The sequence below is a fragment of the Yersinia intermedia genome (assembly GCF_900635455.1).
Lineage (GTDB): Bacteria > Pseudomonadota > Gammaproteobacteria > Enterobacterales > Enterobacteriaceae > Yersinia > Yersinia intermedia.
In genome coordinates this window covers 4589856-4614809 of the sequence record NZ_LR134116.1, presented here as the reverse complement: position 1 = coordinate 4614809, position 24954 = coordinate 4589856, and the positions used below count along the sequence as shown (strand labels likewise).

The window sequence follows — 24954 nt, the reverse complement described above, 5'->3', positions numbered from 1 at the left end:
TACGGTTTATGCGGCTTATTTGGCTTGAGCGAAACGTGCTGCTGCTTCGTCCCAGTTAACCACGTTCCAGAATGCTTTGATGTAGTCTGGGCGGCGGTTTTGGAATTTCAGATAGTAAGCGTGTTCCCACACATCCAGGCCAATAATTGGGAAGCCTGATGCGCCAGAAACCGCTTCGCCCATCAGTGGGCTATCTTGGTTAGCAGTAGAAACAACCGCCAGTTTGCCGTCTTTCAGAACCAGCCAGGCCCAGCCAGAACCGAAACGGGTCGCCGCAGCTGCTTCAAATTTCTCTTTGAAGCTATCTACGCTGCCGAAATCGCGCTCGATAGCGGCTTTCAGGTCACCCGTCAGGGTAGTGTCCAGCTTCAACCCTTTCCAGAACAGGCTGTGGTTAGCATGGCCGCCGGCGTTGTTACGCATAAAGGTGCGTTTTTCAGCAGGGACTTTGTCCAGATCTTTGATCAGCTCTTCAACGCTCAGTTTAGCCAGCTCAGGGAAGCTCTCCAACACCGTGTTTGCATTGTTAACATAGGTCTGGTGGTGTTTGGTGTGATGGATTTCCATCGTCTGCTTATCGAAATGGGGTTCCAGGGCGTCATAAGCATAAGGCAGGGATGGCAGTGAGTAACTCATATTCATCGTCTCCGTAGTGTAGGGCGGCGCAAAAAAGTAAGCGCCGCGTAAGCATTCGGATCATTATAGTTAATTAAATGATATTGAAAATGATTATCAATGCCGTACTAATTATATGGTCTTTCTATTCGCTAATCCGTTGTGGATGGGTGTAAACCGTTGCTCTGCCGGGTTTACTGAAGCCAACCAGCGTCAGATTACAGCGTTCTGCAACGTCAACCGCTAAGGTAGTGGCCGCAGAAACAGCAAATAAAATCTCTGCACCACACATCGCAGTTTTCTGCACCATCTCATAGCTGGCACGGCTGGAAACCAGCACCGCGCCTTGCTGCCACGGTTGTTTGGCCCGTATCCCCAGCAGCTTATCCAGTGCGACATGGCGGCCCACATCTTCACACCCCCCCAACAGCTCACCTTTCGGATTAATCCAGGCCGCAGCATGAGTGCAACCCGTCAACTGACCCACAGTTTGTACCTGTTTGAGCTGTGCCAGCGCATTATCGAGTTGATTCAAATTAAAGGTCTGAGTGAAAGGCAGAGGGGCGATGGGGCGAAAAATATCATCAAGTTGTTCAATACCACAGACGCCACATCCGGTACGGCCAGCCATCGCCCGACGCCGCTCTTTCAACCCGGCAAAACGGCGGCTGGATAACTCAATGTTAACTTCTATGCCATTACAGCTCGGTGTTACATCAATGGCGTAGATATCTTGCGGGGTGCTAATAATGCCTTCTGACAACGAAAAACCCAGCGCAAATGCTGCAAGATCTTTCGGGGTTGCCATCATCACCACATGGGAAATGCCGTTGTAGACCAGCGCTACCGGCACTTCCTCCGCTAGCCAATCCAATTGCGGCTCGGCCATTTGATGGCGCTGTAGCACGTTAAGTTGTTTTGCACCGCAGATTCCGGTGGAGAGGTCAATTGTTGAAGGTTTGATCTGGCTCACTATGCGGCCCTGAAAGTTATAACCCATAATCACAATGTGGTAACATTCACATTAAGAATGGTATGGGTATAATTCTATTTCCAGAAGAATGTATCCCACACCGATAAAGGTGATATCGCGTAAGCGATTTTAGCGCTTCCGGTTTCGTTGAGGGAAGTGTGAACTGAAATAATGTGACAATGAACGAAGGAGAGACCCATGCAGGTCAGCAGAAGGCAGTTCTTTAAGATCTGCGCTGGCGGTATGGCAGGAACCACGGTCGCGGCACTCGGCTTTACGCCGTCAGTGGCGCTGGCGGAAACGCGCAATTACAAATTGCTGCGCGCCCGTGAGACGCGGAATACCTGCACATATTGCTCCGTTGGTTGCGGGCTTTTGATGTATAGCCTCGGTGACGGCGCAAAAAACGCCAAAGAGAGTATTTTCCATATCGAAGGGGACCCGGACCATCCGGTAAACCGTGGCGCGCTGTGCCCGAAAGGTGCAGGGTTAGTGGACTTTATCCATAGCGAAAGCCGCCTGAAATATCCTGAATACCGTGCTCCGGGTTCAGATAAATGGCAGCAAATCACTTGGAATGATGCCTTTGACCGCATTGCCAAGCTGATGAAAGAAGACCGGGACGCTAACTTCATTAAGACCAACGGCGCTGGTGTTACCGTCAACCGTTGGCTGAGTACCGGTATGCTGTGTGCCTCGGCATCCAGTAACGAAACGGGTTATTTGACCCAGAAATTTAGTCGCGCTCTCGGCATGCTTGCCGTAGACAACCAAGCACGTGTCTGACACGGACCAACGGTAGCAAGTCTTGCTCCAACATTTGGTCGCGGTGCGATGACCAACCACTGGGTTGACATTAAGAACGCAGACTTAATTATCGTCATGGGCGGTAATGCGGCAGAAGCGCATCCGGTGGGGTTCCGCTGGGCGATGGAAGCCAAAATCCACAACAATGCCAAGTTGCTGGTGATAGACCCACGCTTTACTCGTACTGCATCGGTGGCGGACTTCTATACGCCAATCCGCTCCGGTAGCGATATCGCGTTCCTGTCCGGCGTGTTGTTGTACCTGATGACCAACAACAAAATTAACCGCGAATACGTCGAAGCTTATACCAACGCCAGCTTGCTGGTGCGGGAAGACTTTACCTTTGATGACGGTCTGTTCAGTGGTTATGACGCCGAAAACCGCAAATACGACAAAACCACCTGGAACTACCAGTTGGATGAAAACGGCTTTGCCAAACGCGATGTCACGCTGCAAGACCCGCGCTGTGTGTGGAACTTGCTGAAAGAACACGTTAGCCGTTACACGCCAGATGTGGTCTCCAACATTTGTGGTACGCCAAAAGAAGATTTCTTGCAGGTTTGCGAATATCTCGCCGAAACCAGTGTGTCCAATAAAACCGCCACATTCCTGTATGCGTTGGGCTGGACACAGCACTCGGTTGGCGCGCAGAACATCCGTACCATGGCGATGATCCAGTTGTTGCTGGGCAATATGGGCATGGCGGGGGGCGGTATTAACGCCTTGCGCGGTCACTCTAATATTCAGGGTTTAACTGACCTGGGTTTACTGTCACAAAGCTTGCCGGGCTACCTGAGTCTGCCGTCAGAAAAACAGCCAGATATTGACACTTATCTGAAGGCCAACACGCCGAAAACCCTGTTGCCGGGCCAGGTTAACTACTGGAGCAATTACCCGAAATTCTTCGTCAGTTTGATGAAAAGTTTCTACGGTGATAAAGCCCAGAAAGAGAACGGCTGGGGCTACGACTGGTTGCCGAAGTGGGATAAAGGCTACGACGTATTGCAGTATTTCGAGATGATGTCGCAGGGCAAAGTGAATGGCTATATTTGCCAGGGCTTTAACCCGGTGGCATCGTTCCCGAACAAAAACAAAGTAGTAGCATCACTGTCGAAACTGAAATTCCTGGTAACTATTGACCCGCTCAATACTGAAACCGCGAATTTCTGGCAAAACCACGGTGAATTTAACGATGTCGACCCATCGAAAATTCAAACCGAGGTGTTCCGCTTGCCATCCAGTTGTTTTGCTGAAGAAAACGGTTCAATTGTTAACTCCAGCCGCTGGCTGCAATGGCACTGGAAAGGTGCTGATTCGCCGGGCGACGCATTGAACGATGGTGCCATTTTGGCGGGTATCTTTAGTCGTCTGCGTGATATGTACCGCCGGGACGGTGGTGCAGTGCCAGAACAGGTGCTTAATATGACCTGGGATTATCTGACGCCAGACAATCCAGAGCCAGAAGAAGTGGCACAGGAAAGCAATGGTAAAGCACTGGCTGATATCACCGATGCGGACGGCAAAGTGCTGGCCAAAAAAGGCGAGCAGCTCAGTACCTTTGCTCATCTGCGTGATGATGGTACTACCGCCAGTGGATGCTGGATCTTTGCCGGTAGCTGGACACCCGCCGGTAACCAGATGGCACGCCGTGATAACGCCGACCCATCCGGTCTTGGCAATACACTGGGCTGGGCGTGGGCATGGCCGCTTAACCGCCGGATTCTATACAACCGTGCCTCTGCTGACCCACAAGGTAAACCTTGGGATCCGAAACGCCAGTTGCTGGAGTGGGATGGCACCAAATGGGGTGGCGTTGATATCCCAGATTACAGTGCCGCTGCACCAGGTAGCGATGTCGGGCCGTTTATCATGCAGCCAGAGGGCATGGGCCGTCTGTTTGCCATCGACAAAATGGCAGAAGGGCCGTTCCCGGAACATTATGAGCCATTCGAAACGCCGCTGGGCACCAACCCGTTGCACCCGAATGTTATCTCCAACCCGGCTGCTCGTGTCTTTAAAGACGATTTGGCCGCAATGGGTTCCCATGAGCAGTTCCCGTATGTCGGTACCACTTATCGTCTGACCGAGCATTTCCACTACTGGACCAAGCATGTGTTGCTCAATGCCATCATTCAGCCGGAACAGTTCGTGGAAATTGGCGAAAAACTGGCCGCGAAGAAGGGCATTAAGCATGGCGATACCGTGAAAGTCAGCTCCAACCGTGGCTATATCAAGGCCAAGGCAGTTGTGACCAAACGTATTCGTACGCTGAATGTTCATGGGCAGGAAGTGGACACTATTGGTATTCCGATCCACTGGGGATACGAAGGAGTGGCGAAAAAAGGCTTCCTGGCCAATACATTGACGCCGTTTGTCGGTGATGCCAATACGCAAACGCCAGAGTTTAAGGCGTTTCTGGTCAACGTGGAAAAGGTGTAACGGAGAGAACCTATGTCACTGCAAACTCAAGACATTATCCGGCGCTCCGGCACCAACTCCCTTACGCCGCCGCCACAGGATCGTAACCATCAGCAAGAGGTGGCTAAGCTTATCGACGTCACCACCTGTATTGGTTGTAAAGCCTGTCAGGTGGCGTGTTCGGAGTGGAATGATATTCGTGATGAAGTCGGTCATAACGTTGGGGTGTACGATAACCCCGCTGATCTGACCGCCAAGTCATGGACGGTGATGCGCTTCTCTGAAGTTGAAGACGAAGAGAGCGGCAAACTGGAGTGGCTGATCCGTAAGGATGGCTGCATGCATTGTGCTGACCCCGGCTGCCTGAAAGCATGCCCGTCGGAAGGGGCAATCATTCAGTATGCCAATGGTATCGTCGATTTCCAGTCAGAACACTGTATCGGTTGTGGTTACTGCATCGCCGGTTGCCCGTTCGATGTACCGCGCATGAACAAAGATGACAACCGGGTGTACAAATGTACCCTGTGCGTCGATCGTGTTGGTGTCGGCCAGGAACCTGCCTGTGTGAAAACCTGCCCAACCGGAGCGATTCACTTTGGCACCAAAGAGTCGATGAAAGAAGTCGCTGCTGGCCGGGTTGCTGAATTGAAAACCCGTGGCTTTGATAATGCGGGGTTATATGACCCCGCAGGCGTGGGGGGTACCCATGTGATGTATGTACTGCATCATGCGGATAAACCGCAGCTCTATCATGGCCTGCCGGAGAACCCGACCATCAGCCCGACAGTCACCTTCTGGAAGGGGATCTGGAAACCACTGGCGGCGGTTGGCTTCGCGGTAACCTTTGCGGCCAGTATCTTCCACTATGTTGGTGTCGGCCCGAACCGGGTTGAAGAAGATGAGGGCGAAGACGATAAGCCGGATTCAACGCCTGCTGACACGTCATTGCCGCCACCGGAGCAGACCACCGCTGAGCACTCAGACGACGGGGAGATGCCCAAATGAAAAAAGAAAAACGGATCCAGCGCTACAGCGCGCCGGAGCGCATCAACCACTGGATAGTGGCTTTCTGCTTTATACTGGCCGCTATCAGTGGCTTGGGGTTCTTCTTCCCGTCATTTAACTGGCTGATGAATATTTTTGGTACACCGCAGTTGGCGCGCATCCTTCACCCCTTTGCCGGGGTGATTATGTTCGCCGCCTTCCTGATGATGTTTTTCCGTTACTGGAAACATAATCTGATCAATAAGGAAGACCTGGAATGGGCTAAAAATATCCATAAAATCGCCATGAATGAGGAAGTCGGCGATACGGGGCGCTATAATTTCGGTCAGAAGTGCGTATTCTGGGCTGCTATTATCAGTCTGGTGTTGTTGTTGGCCAGTGGTGTTGTTATCTGGCGGCCTTACTTTGCGCCTTCCTTCCCGATCCCGCTGATTCGCCTGGCACTGCTGGTGCATTCGCTGGCGGCGGTTGGGTTAATTATCGTGATTATGGTGCACGTCTATGCCGCCCTGTGGGTGAAGGGCACCATTACCGCGATGGTAGAAGGCTGGGTACCGGCGGCGTGGGCGAAAAAGCATCATCCACGCTGGTACCGTGAGGTTAACGCCAAAAGTCAGCGTCAGAAAAAACAGGAAGAGAAACCCTGATGAGTATTCGCATTGTCCCTAAAGATCAACTAGGAAAACAAAGCGAAAAAGGCACAACGGCGGGGAATATCCCGCCGTTACTTTTCGCGAATTTAAAAAGCCTGTATACCCGGCGTACTGAACGTTTACAGCAACTTGCGCTGGATAACCCGTTGTCCGATTATCTGGATTTCGCGGCTAAAATTACCCAAGCGCAGCAAAAAGCGCTGCATGACTATCCGCTGGTGTTGGATATGCAAGCGGTGTTGGAGCAATCTGCTGTCAGCGGTAAACCGCCTTTGGATCTGAGTGTCTTTCCTCGAACTGAACATTGGCGCAAGCTCCTGTCAGCACTGATTGCTGAACTGCGCCCTGATGCTCCTGATCACATTGTGGCAGTATTGGATAATCTGGATAAGGCGTCGGTACATGAGCTGGAATTGTATGCCGATGCACTGTTAAACCGCGAATTTGCACAGATCGGTAGTGAAAAAGCGCCATTTATCTGGGCTGCCCTATCATTATATTGGGCGCAAATGGCCAGCCAAATCCCCGGTAAGGCACGAGCTGAATACGGTGAACATCGTCAGTTCTGCCCGGTTTGTGGCAGTATTCCGGTCTCCAGCGTGGTGCATATCGGTACGCAAAACGGTTTACGTTATCTGCACTGCAACTTGTGTGAAAGCGAGTGGCATGTGGTCCGAATCAAATGCAGTAACTGTGAGCAGACCCGTGATTTGAACTACTGGTCACTGGACAGCGAACTGGCGGCAGTAAAAGCGGAAAGTTGCGGTGATTGCGGCACTTACCTGAAAATTCTGTATCAGGAAAAAGACCCGCAAGTAGAGGCGGTTGCTGATGATCTGGCCTCGCTTATCCTTGATGCTAAGATGGAAGGTGAAGGATTCGCCCGCAGCAGTATCAATCCCTTTGTGTTTCCAGGGGAATAGGCTCCCAGGTAACCAATGGTAGTTACGGTGGTGACTAACCCGCCGGGCGTTGAATTGTTGGATACCAAGCAACAGTAAACGTTAGTTAACAGCGTGGTGAACCCTATCGCGCTACACTAATTACTCAGACAGAGCGCCGTGCCGTTATTATGGCGCTCTTTCCACCCTATTACCTGAGTGAGTATGAGCGTAGAACTCCATCTGTTATACAGTCAGCTTCCCGCAATTGATCGCTTGTTACGCGAGCCAGACGTTGCCCCTTTGGTGGCTGAATACGGCCCTGTTTTATTGACTGATACTTTGCGTCAAATGCAGGTTGAGGCTCGTGAATATATCAGCCAATTTCATTCGCTGGCTGATTGGTGCAGTGACTGGCCAATGGCATTGAAGCAGCGTCTACATAACCGCCAATCCGCGTTAAAACCCGTCTTCAACCTTTCCGGTACCGTATTGCATACCAATCTGGGTCGTGCCCCATTGGCTGAATCAGCCATTGCTGCGGTGAATGATGCGATGCGTGGTGCGGTAACGCTGGAATACTCTTTGAGCGGCGCAGGGCGTGGTCACCGTGACCGGGCTATCGCTGACTTACTGTGCGAGCTGACTGGCGCGGAAGATGCCTGCATTGTGAATAACAATGCCGCTGCGGTGTTTCTCATGCTGACGGTAATGGCGGCTGAGAAACAGGTAGTAGTTTCTCGCGGTGAGCTGGTGGAGATTGGCGGTGCTTTCCGCATCCCGGATGTGATGCGGCAGGCGGGGTGTGAATTGGTCGAAGTGGGCACTACCAACCGCACGCACCTTAAAGATTACCGCCAAGCCATAAATGAACACACTGGCCTGTTGATGAAAGTGCATACCAGCAATTACAGTATTGAAGGTTTCACCGCCTCGGTTGCCGAAGCGCAACTCGCAATATTAGGCAATGAATTCTCCATCCCGACTGCCACGGATCTGGGCAGCGGTTCATTGGTGGATATGACCCGTTATGGTTTGCCAGCAGAACCAATGCCACAACAATTGATTGCGGCAGGTATCGATTTAGTCACCTTTTCGGGCGATAAATTGCTGGGTGGCCCACAAGCTGGGATTATTCTCGGTAAAAAACGGTGGATTGAGCAATTACAGCAGCACCCACTTAAGCGGGTGCTACGCGCTGATAAAATGACGCTGGCGGCACTGGATGCCACCTTGCGCCTCTATCAGCAGCCAGACCGGCTGACGGAGCTGTTGCCAACCATGCGGTTACTCACCCGCCCAACACAGGTTATCGCCGAGAGTGCACAACGGGTATTGGTTGCCCTAACCCCTCGTTATGGCACCGATTTCACGCTGGCGGCAGAACCTTGCTGGTCACAGATCGGTAGCGGTTCGCTACCGGTAGACCGCCTGGCCAGTTGGGCGGTAACGTTCGCACCAAAAGAGGGGGGCGGAAGTGCTCTGGAAGCTCTAACGGCGCGTTGGCGTGGTTTGGCTAAGCCGGTCATTGGCCGCGTGGCTGATGGGCGTTTGTGGCTCGATTTGCGTTGCCTGGAGGATGAGGCGGCGTTGCTCAGGGAATTGGCTCGATGATTATTGCAACAGCAGGCCATGTCGATCATGGCAAAACGACACTCTTACAGGCGATTACTGGGGTGAATGCCGATCGCCTGCCGGAAGAAAAACAGCGCGGTATGACCATTGATCTGGGTTATGCCTATTGGCCCCAGCCCGATGGCAGCGTTATGGGTTTTATCGATGTCCCCGGCCATGAGAAGTTTTTAGCCAATATGTTGGCGGGCGTGGGCGGCATTGATCATGCTTTGCTGGTGGTTGCCTGTGATGATGGTGTCATGGCTCAAACCCGCGAGCATCTGGCGATTTTACGCCTCAGCGGTCGCCCAACTTTGACAGTGGCACTGACTAAAGCTGATCGGGTTGATGATGAGCGTATCGAGCAAGTTCGCCAGCAGGTTCTGGCTGAGCTGGTGGCGCAGGGCTGGCAAGCAGAGCAAGTCACCTTATTTGTGACGGCAGCGGCGACCGAGCGTGGCATCAACGAATTACGTGAACATCTGGCGCAATATCACCAACAAAATGCACAGCACAGCCGGTTATCGCGGCGTTTTCGCTTAGCTATCGATCGCGCATTCAGTGTGAAAGGGGCTGGCTTGGTGGTAACGGGCACGGCGTTGGCAGGTCAGGTGGCGGTAGGCGATACCTTATGGCTTACTGGCGGTGATTGCCCGGTACGGGTGCGTGCTATCCATGCCCAAAATCAAAATACATCACAGGCGCAAGCTGGTCAGCGTATCGCCCTGAATATCAGTGGCGATATCAGCAAACAGCAGATCAACCGGGGTGACTGGCTATTAACGCGACAGCCGCTGCAGGCCACGGATCGAGTACTTGTTATTGTGGATGCCGATACGCCGATCCAACATTGGCAATCTTTACATTTGCATCATGCCGCCAGTCATATTACCGGGCGTTTTTCGCTACTGACGAATCCACAACCCGCCGACGAGAACCCCCAACCGATACTTGCTGAACTGCTGTTGGATAACCCGCTATCGCTGGCTGAAAACGATCGTCTTATTCTGCGTGATATTGCGGCGAAGAAGACCTTGGGCGGTGCTCGGGTGATTCATCTGACGGCCCCCAAACGCGGCAAACGGCAACCTGCGTATTTATCTTGGTTAACCGCGCTGGCTCAGGCAGCCTCCGACCGTGAAGTGCTAGATTTACATTTGGCCCAAGGGCCGGTTTCTTTGTCTGACTTCAGTTGGGCGCGCCAGCTAACTGAACGTGATATGGCGGACTTACTGGCGCAGACCGACAGTGTTGTCGCCGGTGATATCGCACTGTCGCGCCCTCATGCTCAGCAGGCGCAACAAACCTTATTACATGTCTTGTGCCTGTATCACCAACAGCATGGTGATCAGTTGGGATTAGGGCGGGCGCGCTTGCGGCGCATGGCTTTACCAACGCTGGATGAGGGGCTGGTATTCCGTTTGATTGATGATTTGCTGGCTGAAGGGGTGTTAAAGAATACCCGTGGCTGGCTACATCTGTCAGCTCATGGCCTGGCATTTACTGACGAGGAGCAAGCTCAGTGGCAGCAGGTCGCATCCTATTTTGCCGATGATCCTTGGTGGGTGCGCGATTTGGCGGCACAGATGCAGATTGAGGAAAGTGAGATGCGCACATTATTGCGCAAAGCCGCACAACTGGGCTATATCACGGCAATTGTTCCTGATCGCTACTATCGCAGCCAGCGTATTGAGCAGTTCGCTGATTTGGTACGTGAGCTGGATGCCAGCCAGGGCAGCGCCTGTGCCTCAGATTTCCGCGATAGACTGGGTGTTGGCCGCAAGCTCGCGATTCAAATTCTTGAATTCTTTGACCGCAGCGGATTTACCCGCCGCCGTGGCAATGACCATTTGTTGCGTGACTGCGGACTGTTTCTCAATACATCTCCTAATGTGTAATTTTTACGATATCCAGCGCATGAGATGTATTAATTGTTGGGTGCTGCTTTTGGCGCTAACCTAATTCGCAAGGATAGTTATATGGCGTGACAGCTTTTCAGCTTTAAAGTTACGCTAACAAAAATATTTAGCGGGAGAAAAGCGCTGCCTCTCTCCCGCTTTAAAACTACTCCGCAGTAACCGCCTCCGGCTGACGGCGAATAAATATCATCACCAAGCCCAGCCACAGCAAGCCACTGATCAGATTGAACAGGTTAAAGATACCGCTGTTGCCCCACAAGTAAGCTACCTTGGCAAACTCGATGCCGAAGGTGAAGACCATCATACTGATCATCCCCATGGCGGCAGATACCGTACCTTTACTGATATCACTGGAGAACAGTGTCAACCGCACCAAACCGGCGTTAGCCAAGCCAATACCAAAGGCATACAGGCTCAGCCCTGCGGTCATCCACAGATAAGCATGAGATGAATAGAGCGTTGAGCCTGCGGCAATCAGTAAGCCCATAATCATCGGGCCAGCACCGTAGCGGATAAGGCGTGGAATACTGGTTTTGCCGCTCAATCTCGCCAGCACCAGGTTACCAATAATCAGTGCGCCGAAAATCGGCACCTGCAAAACACCATACTCAACAGTGGATAACTGCTCACCGCTGATCAAAATGACGGGTGATTGCGCAATCCACGCCAGTAATGGCAGGCTGGCAAAGCCCAACGCCAGGGAACCACACATGAAACGGCGGTTGGCGAGCACCAACTTATAGTCATGCCACATCGCTGCCACAGATAGTTTCTCCCCTTTCAGAGCGGCGGTTTCCGGCATGGCGCGCCATAAGCCCACAAATGAAATGGCACCCAGCACCGCAAACAGCACAAACATTGCCTGCCACGGGGCGACATGAATCAAGGCGGCACCGGCCAACGGGCCGAGTAGTGGGGCAATCAAGGCGACATTGGCCATTAACGCGGTAATTTTAATACAGACCGCTTCTTCAAATGATTCCTGAATAGTGGCGTAGCCGACGGCACCAATAAAGCATAAGCCGATCCCTTGCAGGAAGCGCATGGCAATAAATTGTTCGATGCTATTGACCAGCAAGATGGCAAGGCATGTCACCACAAAGAATGCGACACCGAACAACATCACCGGACGGCGCCCACGGCGGTCTGATAGTGGCCCAAGCAACCATTGCAAGAACATCCCGCCAGCCAGATAGGCAGTCATAGATGTCGGAACCCACTCAATACTGGCGTTAAAATCAGCCACTACCGCGAGCATACCTGGCTGGATCATATCGTTAGCGATATAAGCGGCAAATTCGAACAATACTAAACAAAGAGGGAATAAAAGCGCCCGCCGACCTAAACGTGTCGCGGGTGAAAATGAAGTTTGCATAGATTAAGCTATTAATAATAAACGTAAAAAAGGATGCGGCTCAGACAGGATGTGCATTCAGAGCGCGTCAGGTCGGTTATTTTGCCGTCAATATAACGTTATAGCAACAATTACCCTTCGTCCTTGACGCTACAGCATTGTTAGCTGCGCTCATTCACCCGAATCACTTACCTTGTGTAAGCTCATACCTTATCCTTGATGCTGTTTCATTTACTTTGGGTATAAATCGAATTTACGTTATTGTTTGCAACCTGATTATTGATACCGTAAATAGATCAGCGCTTTTAGTATGCTGACAGGTGATAGAGAGTATGCATGACCAATAAGATTGGCTGGATTGATAATTTGCGGGCGGTGGCCTGCATTATGGTGGTCATGATCCATGCCACGACCTATTACGTCACCAGCGGTGCTCAGGTGGGTGAGGCTAACTGGGATATTGCCAATCTGCTTAATTCGGCTTCTCGTGCATGTGTGCCCTTGTTCTTTATGATCTCCGGTTATCTGTTTTTTGGTGAAAAAAGCGCACAGCAAAAGCACTTTACTCGAATCGGGTTATGCTTGCTGTTCTACAGTGTGATTGCCCTGATTTATATTTCGATCCTGACGCCGATCAACGGTTGGGCCTCATTACAGAATATCCTGCAAAAACCGGTGTTTTACCATTTGTGGTTTTTCTACGCCATTATCGTGGTTTATCTGGTTTCACCGCTGATTAATGTCAAACCGGTATCAGGCCGCTATCTGGCGGTAGTGATTTTGCTGCTGGCAGTGTTTGCCAATCCCCAAGCTAGCAAGTATTCGATTGGCGGTTTCCATTTATTGCCAATCAACCTCTATATCTATGGTGATACGTTCTATTACTTGCTGTATGCGCTATTAGGGCGCGCAATCGGCATGTTGGAAACAAAAGGCAGAGCGACCAGTTGGGGGGCGGCATTGCTGTTTATCGCCAGCGTAATATTTATTGCTATCTCAACTGAAAAGCAGACGCGGATTAATGGCAGTTTTGCGGATACTTTCTATATGTATTGTGGCCCGTTGGTCTTCGTTGCGTCGGTATCACTGCTGGTGTGGTTTAAAAACTGCATGAACCAGCAAATTGGCTGGTTAAGCTGGCTCGCCGGGCATTCATTGGCGATTTACGGTTTCCACGCGCTTATTATTCACTTTATCCGCACCCATCATTACGACTTTACTGATTATCCGATACTGGATATTTTCTATGTTTTCGCACTGGCTCTGGCCTTAAGCACTTTGCTATCGATGGGGTTACAGCGTATTGACCGGCGGCGTCTGGTTAGTTAACTGACCTTTGCCCACGCTGTTGTGCGCGCCGAAGCTGACGGCCGGAGGAGAACCCGGCAGCCAGCGCGGCTTTCTCCAGATTAAACCCTTCTTGCAGGCGAACTTCAGCTACTGCGACCCGTAATTGTTCGTGAAATTCACGCACACTGATCCCGACATGTTCGCGGAATAACCGCGTTAAATGGCGGCTACTGACATGTGCTTTCTGCGCGACCTGAAGTAGTGACCATTCGGCTTCAGGTTCAGCCGATATCACATCCTGCGCACGGTGTACCGCAGGATGCAGGTGATTACGGTAACGTAACCAGGGTGAAAGTTGCGGGTCATCGCCTGATCGCCGAAAGTAAACCACCATCTCCCGCGCGACATCTAATGCAGTTTGTGGGCTGCAATAGCGGCTAATCAGATGTAAAGAGAGGTCAATACCCGCCGTAATTCCGGCGCTGGTATACACGCCACGGTCTTCAACAAAGATACGGTTTTCTTTTGTCTGTGCGGCAGGTGCCTGCTGGCGTAATCGCTCGAGTACATTATGATGAGTGGTACATTGATAGCCGTCCAGTAGCCCCGCTTGCGCTGCCAGTAATGCACCGGAACAGACACAAACCAAGATCGTTTTTTGCTGTGTAATGGCTATTTTTTGCTGTTGTAACCAGTGACGGGCCACTGCTGCCGTTTCAGTTGCAAAGTAGTGGCGTGAATCACTCACCCCCGGCACGACCAGCAAACTGCCTTCCGGTAAGCTATCCGGCAGAGGGTGTAAATGGCCTAACACCATGTCAGTGGAGGCCGTTACTTGCGGTAATGGGCTGATATAGAACAAATTAAACGACCCTGCCAGTCGTAAAGTTTCAGCAGGGCCAGTTAAATCCAGCGACAGCACGCCGGGAAGCAATAGAAAATAGACATTTCGTTGCATGGTTAATCCACAGTTACCGTCAGATAACGGTTCAGGTAAGCCGGAATATCCGGGGTATGCTGTAGCAAAGTAGCAACAAAAGCATCGCGTTCAAAGGCCATGACCTGTAAATCCCACACACAGAATGATTCATCCCGCGCCGCGCGCCACACTCCCTGCTCTTGCACCCAGACTTTCACGCGCAGTTCGTTTTCATTATCCCACCATCCGACAATCAGGTAATTCAGTGTTTTCCCCTGATGCTCAATTACAAAACCAATACCTGGGCGGTTCACTGTTTCTGCTTCATCAGGTAACCACTGCCCAACTAACTGATAAGCGGGGGCGTAATCTGGCGTGTCACCTTGAGCCTGCGAGTAACGGATAACATAGCGCTTCAACTGCCACTGCTTAAGATATTTAACGCCGGCAGAGGTGATATCTCGTGGCAAATAAGGCTGTGGTTGCCAGTTTACTGTTTTTTCTGCAAGCACGGCTGACGGCAGTGTATCAAGGGTATCGAGTGTTTCCGCGACAGTACGGATAGTGGCAAACCGATCGACTAACACGGTTTCAGTACGCAGCTTCAATTCTTCGCTGCTCAATACCACGCCATTAGGTTGTGTCATTGGGAAAGTTAGCGTGGCCTCAGTCACGAAGGTCACCTGATAACCTAAATCCGATGCCACACGGGCGGTGGTTTCGCAGCATTGCTCAGTACGCATACCGGCAATAATCAGATGATCTATCTGCCTTTCCTTTAGCCATTGATCCAACCCTGAATCAGTTAGCGCGTTATGTACCCGCTTTTGCACGGTAACATCCGCCTGATGGGAAACCAGCGACATCGGTTTAACATAGCCAGAAGCCAGTGAAAACGGCCCTTCTGGGGCGACATGGAAAACGTCTACCAGTGCCACTCCTCGCAGCTTACAGCCGTTAATTAACTGATTCAACGCCGCAGAGAAGGCGGGCAAATCATGCTGCTGCCAAAAATCTTTATGTTCGAAAGATTGTTGAACATCAATAATCAATAATGCGCTGTTAGTCATTTCCGGCCCTCCATCGTATGAGTGTGACTCCATAATGGGCGGGTTTTAGATAGAGAGGAATGCCAAATCCGGCCATCATAGGGAGTAAAAGGGACCAGTTTCTATTGGTTTATACCTGTTATCCTTCAACTTACAGGTGTGTTAGCTGTGCTCATTACTCGCCACCTACTTGTATATTGAAATCTTGGTGTATGTATTGTTCTGTATCCAACCTCTTTTGTATCAACAAAAATTGACTTAAAAATTCATTCACTGCCTAGAATATACAATTTGAAACAATGAAAAGAACAGTTCCATTGATACTGTATGAATATATTCCTGCATTTTTGTAGGAACTTTCCATTTAGCATGTCGATACCTCTGATTTGTCGAATAAGCACAGATAAGATTTATTGCTGATATTGTTAATATATTTGAAGCATAACCTTGATTAGCTAGTGAAATTTGGCGTAAACAGCTACAATTAAGCTATTTATATAGCATAAAAAGCTAAATATATTATGGATAACGATCGATTTGGCTGATAAATGCGTATTTACTAGATAAAAAGATCGCGTATAGTCCTATTCATGTCCAGTCGGGGCGAGAACGGCTAAGTAATATAAATACATGGAGGTTTATAAAGTATCGACTACTATTTAATATAAATTACATTTTGATGGTTAAAATTTAAATTTTGAAACTTAATTCTGGGATTTTTATTCTGGAATGCATTTTTACAATTTAATTTCAGCATTATTTTGTGATTTCATTTTTTATTAAATTACTATCTCCATGGTTTTGTTTATTTTATCGTGGTATAGCCATCGGTAATGACGTGAGCCGCTGATGGTATTCCATTAGCGTATTTTTTAAATATGGTGTCTAAATAAAGGTTTTTTAATATGTCTAACTTTAAGAAAAGTGCATTTATTATTGCGTTAGCATCTTCCGCTTTCATTTCCCAGGCATTTGCTGCTGATGAAGGTAATGGCCGTATTCATTTCACCGGTACTGTTATTAATGCACCGTGCTCTATCGCGCCAAACTCTACTGATATCAGCGTAGATCTGGGTCAGGTAGCGAATAAAGTATTAGAAACCGGCAATAAATATTCTCAGAACGTTCAATACAGCATTGATCTGCAAGATTGTGATCTGACTGAACAAACCGCAGGTTCAGTAACTTATCCAGCAATGTCTAAAGTTAGCGTAACTTTCGGCGGCGTTTCTGATGCAACCTCTCCTGCATTGCTGGCAAACACCGGTAGCGCAGGTGGTGCAGGTATTCGTCTGATCGACACTAACGGCGCATTGCTGAAAGTGGGTGATACCGGTGCCGATGTCAACTTGGTCACTGGCCCGAATCAGATAGTATTCGCAGCTCGCGTTGAAGCAACCGGCGCACCTGTAACAACCGGTACTATTGTGTCTCAGGCTACTTACGCGCTGAACTATAAATAAAATTACCCTTCGTACTTGGCGTTGCAGCAGCGTTAGCGGCACTCATTCATCCGAATCACTGACTGGAGTCAGCTCATCGGAATTCATTTGTTTGCTGCCTTGCTGAAACACCAATTACTTTGGGTAATACCCTTGGTACTTGACGTAACAGCAGCGTTAGCGGCACTCATTCATCCGAATCACTGACTGGAGTCAGCTCATCGGAATTCATTTGTTTGCTGCCTTGCTGAAACACCAATTACTTTGGGTAATACCCTTGGTACTTGACGTAACAGCAGCGTTAGCGGCACTCATTCATCCGAATCACTGACTGGAGTCAGCTCATCGGGATTTATTTGTTTGCTGCCTTGCTGAAACACCAATTACTTTGGGTAATACCCTTGTACTTGACGTAACAGTGGCGTTAGCGGTGCGTACTTGTTCGGGTTACCGGATATATAGCTTCAATTTAAGGGGAGGAGACTCCCCTTTATTAATACTTTGCCATAAGACAGTGATTTATTTATGCAATATAAATCTAGAAGAAAAGAAATGATCTTTCGAATGGTGCAAATATTAACGTTGGCCGGTATATGTTTATTCTTGCCTGGACGAGCGGTGGCTGTAGAGTTCAATACCAATATTATTGATGCAAAAGATCGCAGTAACATTGACCTATCTCGCTTTGAAGTTGATGATTATACCCCTGCAGGTAATTATCTACTTGATGTGCTGATTAATGGCCGACTGTTGCCTGAACGCGACCTAATAGCCTATTTATCTGTTGATAATGGGACGTCAACTAAATTATGTCTGTCGCCAGAATTAGTTGACCTGTTGGGCTTATCTCCAACTGTTCGCGAGTCGCTAACATTATGGAATGATGGCAAGTGCGTTTCTATTGATCAAAAAGAAGAAATTACGGCAAATTACGATAAAGAAAAACAATACTTAATTATTTCTATTCCACAAGCATGGCTGGCATATAGCGACCCTAACTGGGTGCCGCCTTCTCAATGGGATGATGGTGTTCCCGGCGTTATATTAGATTACAACCTGTTTGGTAATCGTTATGCGCCGAAAAGTGGTAGCAGTAGCACTAATTTTAGCAGCTATGGAACTGCGGGTGCCAATATGGGGCCATGGCGGATTCGTGCTGATTATCAATATACCAATAATGAAACAGAAGGCTCGCACTACAGTAATTTTGACTGGTCGCAAGTGTATGCTTTTAGGGCTATCCCGGCGATAGGGGCTAAATTTGTTGGCGGCCAAACCTATCTCAGTTCCAGTATTTTCGATTCATTTCGTTTTCTGGGGGCATCACTTTCCAGTGATGAACGGATGTTACCACCGACAATGCGTGGCTATGCACCGCAGGTGATCGGGATTGCTCGCACTAACGCCAGAGTTATTCTGAGCCAGAATGGTCGTACCCTTTACCAAACCAACGTCGCTCCGGGGCCGTTTGTTATTCAGGATATCAGTGAAGCGGTACAGGGGAATATTGATGTCCGCGTAGAAGAGGAGGACGGTCGTGTCACTACTTTTCAAGTCAGCGCCGCGACCGTACCATTCTTAACTCGGAAAGGTGCTATCCGTTATAAAACGGCTTTGGGCCGCCCGATGCAGGGTAATAATAACGCGGTAAGTGATCCCACGTTCTTTAATGGCGAATTCTCGTGGGGGGCATTTAATGATGTTTCCTTGTATGGCGGGGTGATAGCAACTTCACAGGATTACACCGCGGTAGCCATGGGTGCTGGGCAAAATTTGCATGACTTCGGTGCGTTGTCTGTCGATGTTACGCATTCTCGCTCTCAGTTACCGCATGACGGCAAGCAGAGTGGCGAAAGTTATCGGGTCAACTATTCCAAGCGCTTTGACCAGACTAATAGCCAGATTACCTTTGCCGGATATCGTTTTTCCGAAAAGAACTTTATGAGCATGAGCCAGTATTTGGATCGGCTAAATGGCAATAATTATCTACAAAATGATAAGCAAACATACACCGTGACTGCGAATCAATACTTGGCCTGGCCGGATATCACAATGTACTTATCGGCCACCCATAAAACTTACTGGAATGATGTATCCAGTAATAATTACGGTGTTTCTGTCAGCAAAATTTTTGATATTGGCTCTTTTAAAGGCATTTCGACGACAATCTCTGCCAATAAAGTAAAATACCAGTATGAAAGCGAAAATCAGGTGTTCTTCTCATTCAGCGTCCCGATTGGTGTTGGGCAGCAGGTCAGTTATGACGCGCAACATGATAAGAACAACGGTTACTCACAGAATATCTCCTATTTCAACAGCCAGGATCCGAGGAATATCTGGCGCGTTAGTGCTGGGGGGGCCAGCCCTGAAATACAGCAAGGAAATGGCGTGTTCCGTGGTGGCTATCAACATAGCTCCCCTTATGGTGAGTTTGGTGTCGATGCCAGCCATAAAAATAATGAATATAACTCATTGAATACCAACTGGTATGGCTCGATAACGGCGACAGCGAAAGGTGTTTCAGCTCACCAGAATAAATCCGGTAACGAGCCAAGAATAATGATTGATACCGGTGATGTTTCAGGCGTGTCACTGAACAATAATTCGGCTATTACCAACCGGTTTGGTGTGGCGGTAGTAAATGGTGTCACCAGTTATCAGCAGTCTGACGTGCGGGTCGATGTGCAAAGCCTGCCGGAAGATATTGAAGTTTATAGTACAGTTATCCAAAAAACTCTGACTGAAGGGGCAATTGGTTACCGTGAAATTAGGGCAGTAAAAGGCCAGCAAATTATGGCCATAATCCGCCTTGATGATGGTAGTTTCCCGCCACTTGGGTCATCGGTTCTTGCCGATAAAACCGGGGCTGAGGTGGGTATTTTAGGTGAGAGTGGGTTGACCTATTTAGCAGGTTTAGACGATGCCGGGAAACTGACGGTTCAGTGGGGTAAAAAACAGTGCAAAATAATATTGCCGGAAAATAACGGCATGAATTCAGGGAAGATTCTCCTTCCTTGTCAGTAGACTAGACTACAATGTGGGCAAGTATTAATTAACACTAAACTGTTACTTACTTAAAACAGTTATTCACAGCATAACGATACAAATTAGAGCGGAACAGAGCATGAAAGACCTTAATAATATGATGCCTATTAGGAAAAACCAGCCGATAAATAAAGCCCTGGTAGGGATAGCCTTATTGTTTACCTCAATAGTCAGCGAGGCGGCGATTAACCTTGATCGCACTCGGATTATCTTCAACGGTAACGACAAGTCTGCCAGTATTATTTTGCAGAACCAGAGTAAAACATCACCTTATTTGGCGCAATCATGGTTAGAAAATGCCGCCGGTCAGAAAATAGATAGCCCATTGGTTGCTTTGCCACCGATGCAACGGATTGATGCGGGCCAAAAAAGCCAAGTGCGTATTATGAAATTGCCTGATGCTGAAAAGTTAGCCACTGATCGTGAGACGTTATTCTATTTTAACGTGCGGGAAGTACCACCGAAAAGTGAAATGACTAACGTGGTGCAAATTGCGATTCAAAATAGAGTGAAGCTATTTTACCGCCCTACGGCGATAAAAGCAGATTACAACGAGATCTGGCAGGAGAAATTACAGCTTAGCAAGCAAGGTGAAAGCCTGAAAATTCATAACCCGACACCGTATTACATCACGTTAGGGTACTTAAGCCAGGATAATCGCGGTAATTTCCCCGGTTTCGATAGCTTAATGATCGCGCCTTTTGGCACTGAGATTGCGAAGACGCCAGGTTATAGGGGCAACCGCTATAGTGTTGGTTATATGGATGATTTTGGTGGCATGGTCATACGTATTTTTAACTGCTCGGCTGTTGATTGCCAAATTCTACCAGCGGAAAAGAAAAAGTAATGCGCACAACCTGTTCCGGTACCGGTAAAGGAATGACAATGACTCATTCTATGTTAAATAAAACGGGCCGGATGGGTGGCTCGGTAGTTATTTTATTGGTGGCGCTGCTGTTATCGCAGGCTGCTTATGCCCTTGATTGTGTTGAAAAGGGGACTGGGGTTGTGATTAAGCCCGCGATACCTATCGGGCAATTAGCGATACCATCGAATGTTGCAGCAGGGACGAAAGTCTGGGAATCGAACGATATTACTGTTACAGCCTATTGCGATAACGTATTAGGCTCGACGGTTGACCAAGTGTGGTTCTATTTTAACCCGCTACATCAATCGTTGGGACAGGGTTTGCAATTAGGTGTCAGCTATAATGGGCAGGAGTTAGAAACTAACGCGGCCCGTTTAAATACTAATTCCCCTGCGATAGTTAGAGGGCAAAACGTTACCGTTACGGTGACTTTCCGACTCTATATTAAAGTGACCGGTAACCCACCTTCGAGCGGTTATTATGTCGGCGCAGATAACTTCACGGTATTCCAACTTGATGGTTCAACCGGTCTGAACTTGACTGCTGGGGCAAAGAACTTGCGTTACGCCCTATCAGGGTTAACGGGTGTGCGGTTTATCGCCTGCGGTGCAGACTTGGTGGTATATCCAGAATCACAGATTGTGAATTTTGGCGTATTTAATAAAGCGTTGCTACAAAATAGCGGCAACAATATCAGCCAACCGTTTTCCATTACCGCAGTCAAACAAGGTTGCTTGTCCAATTTTTCTATTCAGGCGCAGTTCTCAACCACTAATCCGTTAGTGGGTGATAATGCCATCGATATGCAGAATGGCACAAAATTGACGATTTACAATGATGCCAGCCAGGCGATTGTATATAACCGTTATATAGAATTTGCGCAGTTGAACAATGTGACTCAGGTAACAAGAAACTATACGGCCAGCCTGAATGCTATCGCCGGGCAATCAATACGGTTGGGCCAATTTGATGCCACTGCCATCGTAAAAATCAACTATTACTAATACGTTACTTCGGGGTTGAGGGATATTATCCCCAGCCTCGAAGTGTTATTTATTTACATAACGGCAGTAATTGCTGATAGAGCTTTTTGAAGATTACTCGCTGAGCAGTGTAATGGTGATGCCGCTCTGCATCAGGTAAATGGGTTTGTTCCAGCACCAGTTCTGGTAATAAGTTCGCTAATGGCGTTTTTGGATTTAGTGCAATTTGAGCTAACCGGGCTGCGCCCAACGCTGGGCCGACATCACCTCCGGTACGATATTCCAGCGTTTGGCCACTGATATCAGCCAGCATTTGCCGCCAATAGGCACTGCGAGCCCCCCCGCCAATCAATGTGACTGAAGTCGGCTGTAATCCGCTGGCATGCACCGCGTCCATCCCGTCAGCTAAGGCGAATCCCACACCTTCCAATACTGCACGGGCTAAATCTGCTCTGCCATGTTGGTGGGTAAATCCCCAAAAAGCCCCTTTAGCATTGGGGTTGTTATGGGGAGTCCGTTCGCCAGAAAGGTAGGGCAGGAACCATACCGGGGTAGCAGCAAGCGGTGCTTTCTCGACTTCTGCTATCAGCGCCGGAACGTTATCGACACCGGTGAGTTGGCAAGCCCAGTCAAGGCAGGACGCGGCACTTAGCATCACTGACATTAGATGCCAGGTATTCGGCAATGCATGACAGAAACTATGAACCGCGCTGGCGGGGTTGCTGAGAAAGCCATCACTGACGGCAAAATAGACGCCGGAGGTACCCAGTGACAACATTGCCTGCCCGGCCTGATACAGGCCAACACCAACGGCACCGGCAGCATTATCGCCCCCCCCAGCCACTACCGGTATGGTGCTGATGCCCCAGCGGCGGGCAATAGCTGTACTGACATGGCCGGTAATCTGGCTACCTTCGAACAGCGCTGGCATGTGCTGGCGGTTTAAACCGCAGGCGACCAGCATCTCATCACTCCAGTCACGCTGCGCAACATTCAGCCACATAGTACCGGCAGCATCGGACATATCGCTGGCGAAATCACCACTGATCAGAAAGCGAAGATAATCTTTTGGTAACAGTACTTTATCAATACGACTAAAAATATCTGGCTCGTGCTCAGCCAGCCATTTAAGTTTTGGGGCGGTAAACCCAGGCATCATCAGATTACCTGTAATCTGGCGCGACTCGGGCACTGCGTGTTCCAGCGCCTGACATTGGGCAAAACTGCGGCCATCATTCCATAAAATAGCTGGGCGCAGCACCTGATGTTGTTTATCCAGTAAGGTCGCACCGTGCATTTGGCCGGTTAACCCAAGGGCTTTTACCTGTTGCAAATCATGTGTTGCGGCCAGAGCTTGCATGGCCTGATCGGTTGCCTGCCACCAATCAGCCGGGTTCTGTTCTGACCACAACGGGTGCGGGCGTGAAACGGATAAAGCGGCACTTTGGCTGGCAACTACTTGCCCATTTTCGGCCAGTAGAATTGCTTTGACGCCGGAGGTGCCTAAGTCGATGCCAATGTACATATGCCTTCCTTATAGGTGAAGTTGGGGCAGCGAGTGCCCCATCTTAAGCATCAGCCGAATAAATAGCGGTTAACCAGATTTTCTAACTGTTCCTGATGACCACTCTGATGTTGCGGGTTCAGGTTATGCTGCTCGGCATAGCGTGCCAGCTCTTCCAGCGACAGTTTACCTTGCAGAATTTGCTGGCCCAGCTCAGTGTTCCAGCCCGCATAGCGCTTGGCGACGCGTTGAGCCAACTGACCATCTTCAATCATTTTGGCGGCAGTTTTCAGTGCCAGCGCCATCGTATCCATCGCACCAATATGGCCATAAAACAGGTCATATTTATCAGTACTTTGGCGGCGTACTTTTGCATCAAAGTTCAGCCCACCAGTAGTAAAACCACCTGCTTTGAGGATCTCAAACATCACCAGCGCATTCTCTTCTACACTGTTTGGAAACTGATCGGTATCCCAACCCAACTGCGGATCACCACGGTTAGCATCCACTGAACCGAAGATACCTAATGCAATGGCACTGGCGATTTCGTGATGGAACGAGTGCCCTGCTAATGTGGCGTGGTTAGCCTCAATATTCACTTTAATCTCTTTTTCCAGCCCAAACTGCTTGAGGAAGCCATAAACAGTCGCTACGTCATAATCGTACTGATGCTTGGTTGGCTCCTGTGGTTTAGGCTCAATTAATAGCGTGCCCTGGAAACCGGTCTTGTGTTTATGCTCAACCACCATCTGCATAAAACGGCCAATTTGCTCACGCTCCTGGCGCAAGTCGGTGTTTAACAGGGTTTCGTAGCCTTCACGCCCGCCCCATAACACATAGTTTTCACCACCGAGTTTTTGGGTGGCATTCATGGCAGTAAAGACCTGAGTTGCAGCCCAGCTAAAGACTTCTGGATCAGGGTTAGTCGCGGCCCCCGCGCCGTAGCGTGGATGGGTAAAGCAGTTAGCTGTACCCCATAATAATTTTATGCCGTTGCTCTCTTGTTTCTCGGCCAATACATCGGTCATAACAGCAAAATTATTAAGATACTCTTTCATTGACGCGCCTTCTGGCGAGACATCAATATCATGGAAGCAGTAATAGGGCACATTCAGTTTATGAAAGAATTCAAACGCGACATCGGCTTTGCGTTTTGCCAGAGCCAGTGCATCACCTGAGTGCTGCCACGGGCGATCAAAGGCATTGCTGCCAAACATATCGGCCCCGCCCCAGCAGAAGGTATGCCAATAACAGGCCGCAAACCGCAGGTGGTCGGCCATTCGCTTACCAAGGATAATCTCATCCGGGTTGTAGTGATGAAATGCCAGCGGGTTAGCGCTCTGGCTGCCTTCGTAACGCACTTGTTCTAATTCATCAAAATAAGATTGCATGCAATACTCCTTGGAAGCTGGCCCTGCGTTTGCCGGGCTGGTGAGCTTTTATCTTCGGAGTTGTTAGCTATTCTCTCAATTACGTTATTTCACACTTAAATTCAGAGAATTATTAATTGTGGCGTAGATCTCATAAATACCGGCTTAATTATAGAAACGCTTAGATATTCATTGCGCGGATAACAACTTCCGCTGGAATCATGCATTTTATGGTGAAGAAAACA

Annotated in this window: 18 protein-coding genes; 11 read left to right on the top strand and 7 right to left on the bottom strand. The window is 49.2% G+C overall.

Annotated elements, in window-relative coordinates:
• Nucleotides 1-15: 15 nt before the first annotated feature.
• On the bottom strand, nt 16-636 hold the full coding sequence (gene sodA / locus EL015_RS21050; RefSeq protein ID WP_032906754.1) for a superoxide dismutase [Mn]: 621 nt from the start codon (nt 634-636) through the stop codon (nt 16-18).
• 124 nt (nt 637-760) lie between these two features.
• Nucleotides 761-1615 carry a formate dehydrogenase accessory sulfurtransferase FdhD gene (gene fdhD, locus EL015_RS21045; RefSeq protein ID WP_005186854.1) on the bottom strand — a complete coding sequence of 285 codons (855 nt, stop codon included), beginning with the start codon at nt 1613-1615 and terminating at the stop codon, nt 761-763.
• Nucleotides 1616-1786: 171 nt separating this feature from the next.
• Between fdhD and fdnG the strand changes: the two genes are divergently transcribed.
• From fdnG to selB, 6 genes are all read left to right on the top strand, one after another.
• Nucleotides 1787-4834, top strand: a complete 3048-nt coding sequence (gene fdnG / locus EL015_RS21040) for a formate dehydrogenase-N subunit alpha (RefSeq protein ID WP_126286808.1) — start codon at nt 1787-1789, stop codon at nt 4832-4834.
• Between the two features lie 12 nt (nt 4835-4846).
• Entirely contained in the window at nt 4847-5818 is a 972-nt protein-coding gene (fdxH, locus tag EL015_RS21035) for a formate dehydrogenase subunit beta (protein WP_005186857.1), read from the top strand.
• Nucleotides 5815-6465, top strand: coding sequence for a formate dehydrogenase cytochrome b556 subunit (gene fdoI, locus EL015_RS21030; protein WP_032906757.1), 651 nt, complete (start codon nt 5815-5817; stop codon nt 6463-6465). Before fdxH ends, fdoI begins: the two co-directional genes overlap by 4 nt.
• Nucleotides 6465-7394, top strand: a complete 930-nt coding sequence (gene fdhE, locus EL015_RS21025; RefSeq protein WP_005186858.1) for a formate dehydrogenase accessory protein FdhE — start codon at nt 6465-6467, stop codon at nt 7392-7394. Before fdoI ends, fdhE begins: the two co-directional genes overlap by 1 nt.
• A 183-nt stretch (nt 7395-7577) precedes the next feature.
• Complete coding sequence (selA, locus tag EL015_RS21020) at nt 7578-8966, top strand: L-seryl-tRNA(Sec) selenium transferase (RefSeq protein ID WP_005186861.1); 1389 nt, start codon at nt 7578-7580, stop codon at nt 8964-8966.
• A complete protein-coding gene (gene selB, locus EL015_RS21015; protein WP_032906758.1) occupies nt 8963-10864 on the top strand; it encodes a selenocysteine-specific translation elongation factor in 1902 nt (633 codons plus the stop codon). Before selA ends, selB begins: the two co-directional genes overlap by 4 nt.
• Before the next feature lie 166 nt (nt 10865-11030).
• On the opposite strand, the gene EL015_RS21010 is transcribed toward selB, so the two are convergent.
• The gene (locus EL015_RS21010; protein ID WP_005186866.1) at nt 11031-12260 is read right to left on the bottom strand and encodes an MFS transporter; all 1230 of its coding nucleotides are present in this window, start codon (nt 12258-12260) and stop codon (nt 11031-11033) included.
• A 315-nt stretch (nt 12261-12575) separates the two neighbouring features.
• Between EL015_RS21010 and EL015_RS21005 the strand changes: the two genes are divergently transcribed.
• On the top strand, nt 12576-13568 hold the full coding sequence (locus tag EL015_RS21005; protein ID WP_005186869.1) for an acyltransferase: 993 nt from the start codon (nt 12576-12578) through the stop codon (nt 13566-13568).
• Here the strand turns inward: EL015_RS21005 and EL015_RS21000 are convergent.
• Nucleotides 13561-14487 (bottom strand): GlxA family transcriptional regulator, encoded by a 927-nt coding sequence (locus tag EL015_RS21000; protein ID WP_032906759.1) that lies wholly within the window; start codon nt 14485-14487, stop codon nt 13561-13563. The two genes, EL015_RS21005 and EL015_RS21000, sit on opposite strands and share 8 nt — an antisense overlap.
• A 2-nt stretch (nt 14488-14489) precedes the next feature.
• The gene (locus tag EL015_RS20995) at nt 14490-15518 is read right to left on the bottom strand and encodes an isochorismatase family protein (protein WP_005186873.1); all 1029 of its coding nucleotides are present in this window, start codon (nt 15516-15518) and stop codon (nt 14490-14492) included.
• 884 nt (nt 15519-16402) lie between these two features.
• On the opposite strand from EL015_RS20995, the gene EL015_RS20990 reads away from it, so the two are divergent.
• The 4 genes from EL015_RS20990 to EL015_RS20975 all read left to right on the top strand — a co-directional run bounded on the left by EL015_RS20990 (nt 16403) and on the right by EL015_RS20975 (nt 21856).
• The gene (locus EL015_RS20990) at nt 16403-16960 is read left to right on the top strand and encodes a fimbrial protein (protein WP_005186875.1); all 558 of its coding nucleotides are present in this window, start codon (nt 16403-16405) and stop codon (nt 16958-16960) included.
• A gap of 543 nt (nt 16961-17503) precedes the next feature.
• Complete coding sequence (locus tag EL015_RS20985) at nt 17504-19963, top strand: fimbria/pilus outer membrane usher protein (RefSeq protein WP_241971668.1); 2460 nt, start codon at nt 17504-17506, stop codon at nt 19961-19963.
• Between the two features lie 100 nt (nt 19964-20063).
• Nucleotides 20064-20831 (top strand): fimbrial biogenesis chaperone, encoded by a 768-nt coding sequence (locus EL015_RS20980; protein ID WP_032906765.1) that lies wholly within the window; start codon nt 20064-20066, stop codon nt 20829-20831.
• A 38-nt stretch (nt 20832-20869) separates the two neighbouring features.
• A complete protein-coding gene (locus EL015_RS20975; RefSeq protein ID WP_032906789.1) occupies nt 20870-21856 on the top strand; it encodes a fimbrial protein in 987 nt (328 codons plus the stop codon).
• 49 nt (nt 21857-21905) lie between these two features.
• On the opposite strand, the gene xylB is transcribed toward EL015_RS20975, so the two are convergent.
• Complete coding sequence (xylB, locus tag EL015_RS20970; protein WP_005186902.1) at nt 21906-23360, bottom strand: xylulokinase; 1455 nt, start codon at nt 23358-23360, stop codon at nt 21906-21908.
• A gap of 50 nt (nt 23361-23410) precedes the next feature.
• On the bottom strand, nt 23411-24730 hold the full coding sequence (gene xylA, locus EL015_RS20965; protein WP_005186907.1) for a xylose isomerase: 1320 nt from the start codon (nt 24728-24730) through the stop codon (nt 23411-23413).
• Nucleotides 24731-24954: the final 224 nt, after the last annotated feature.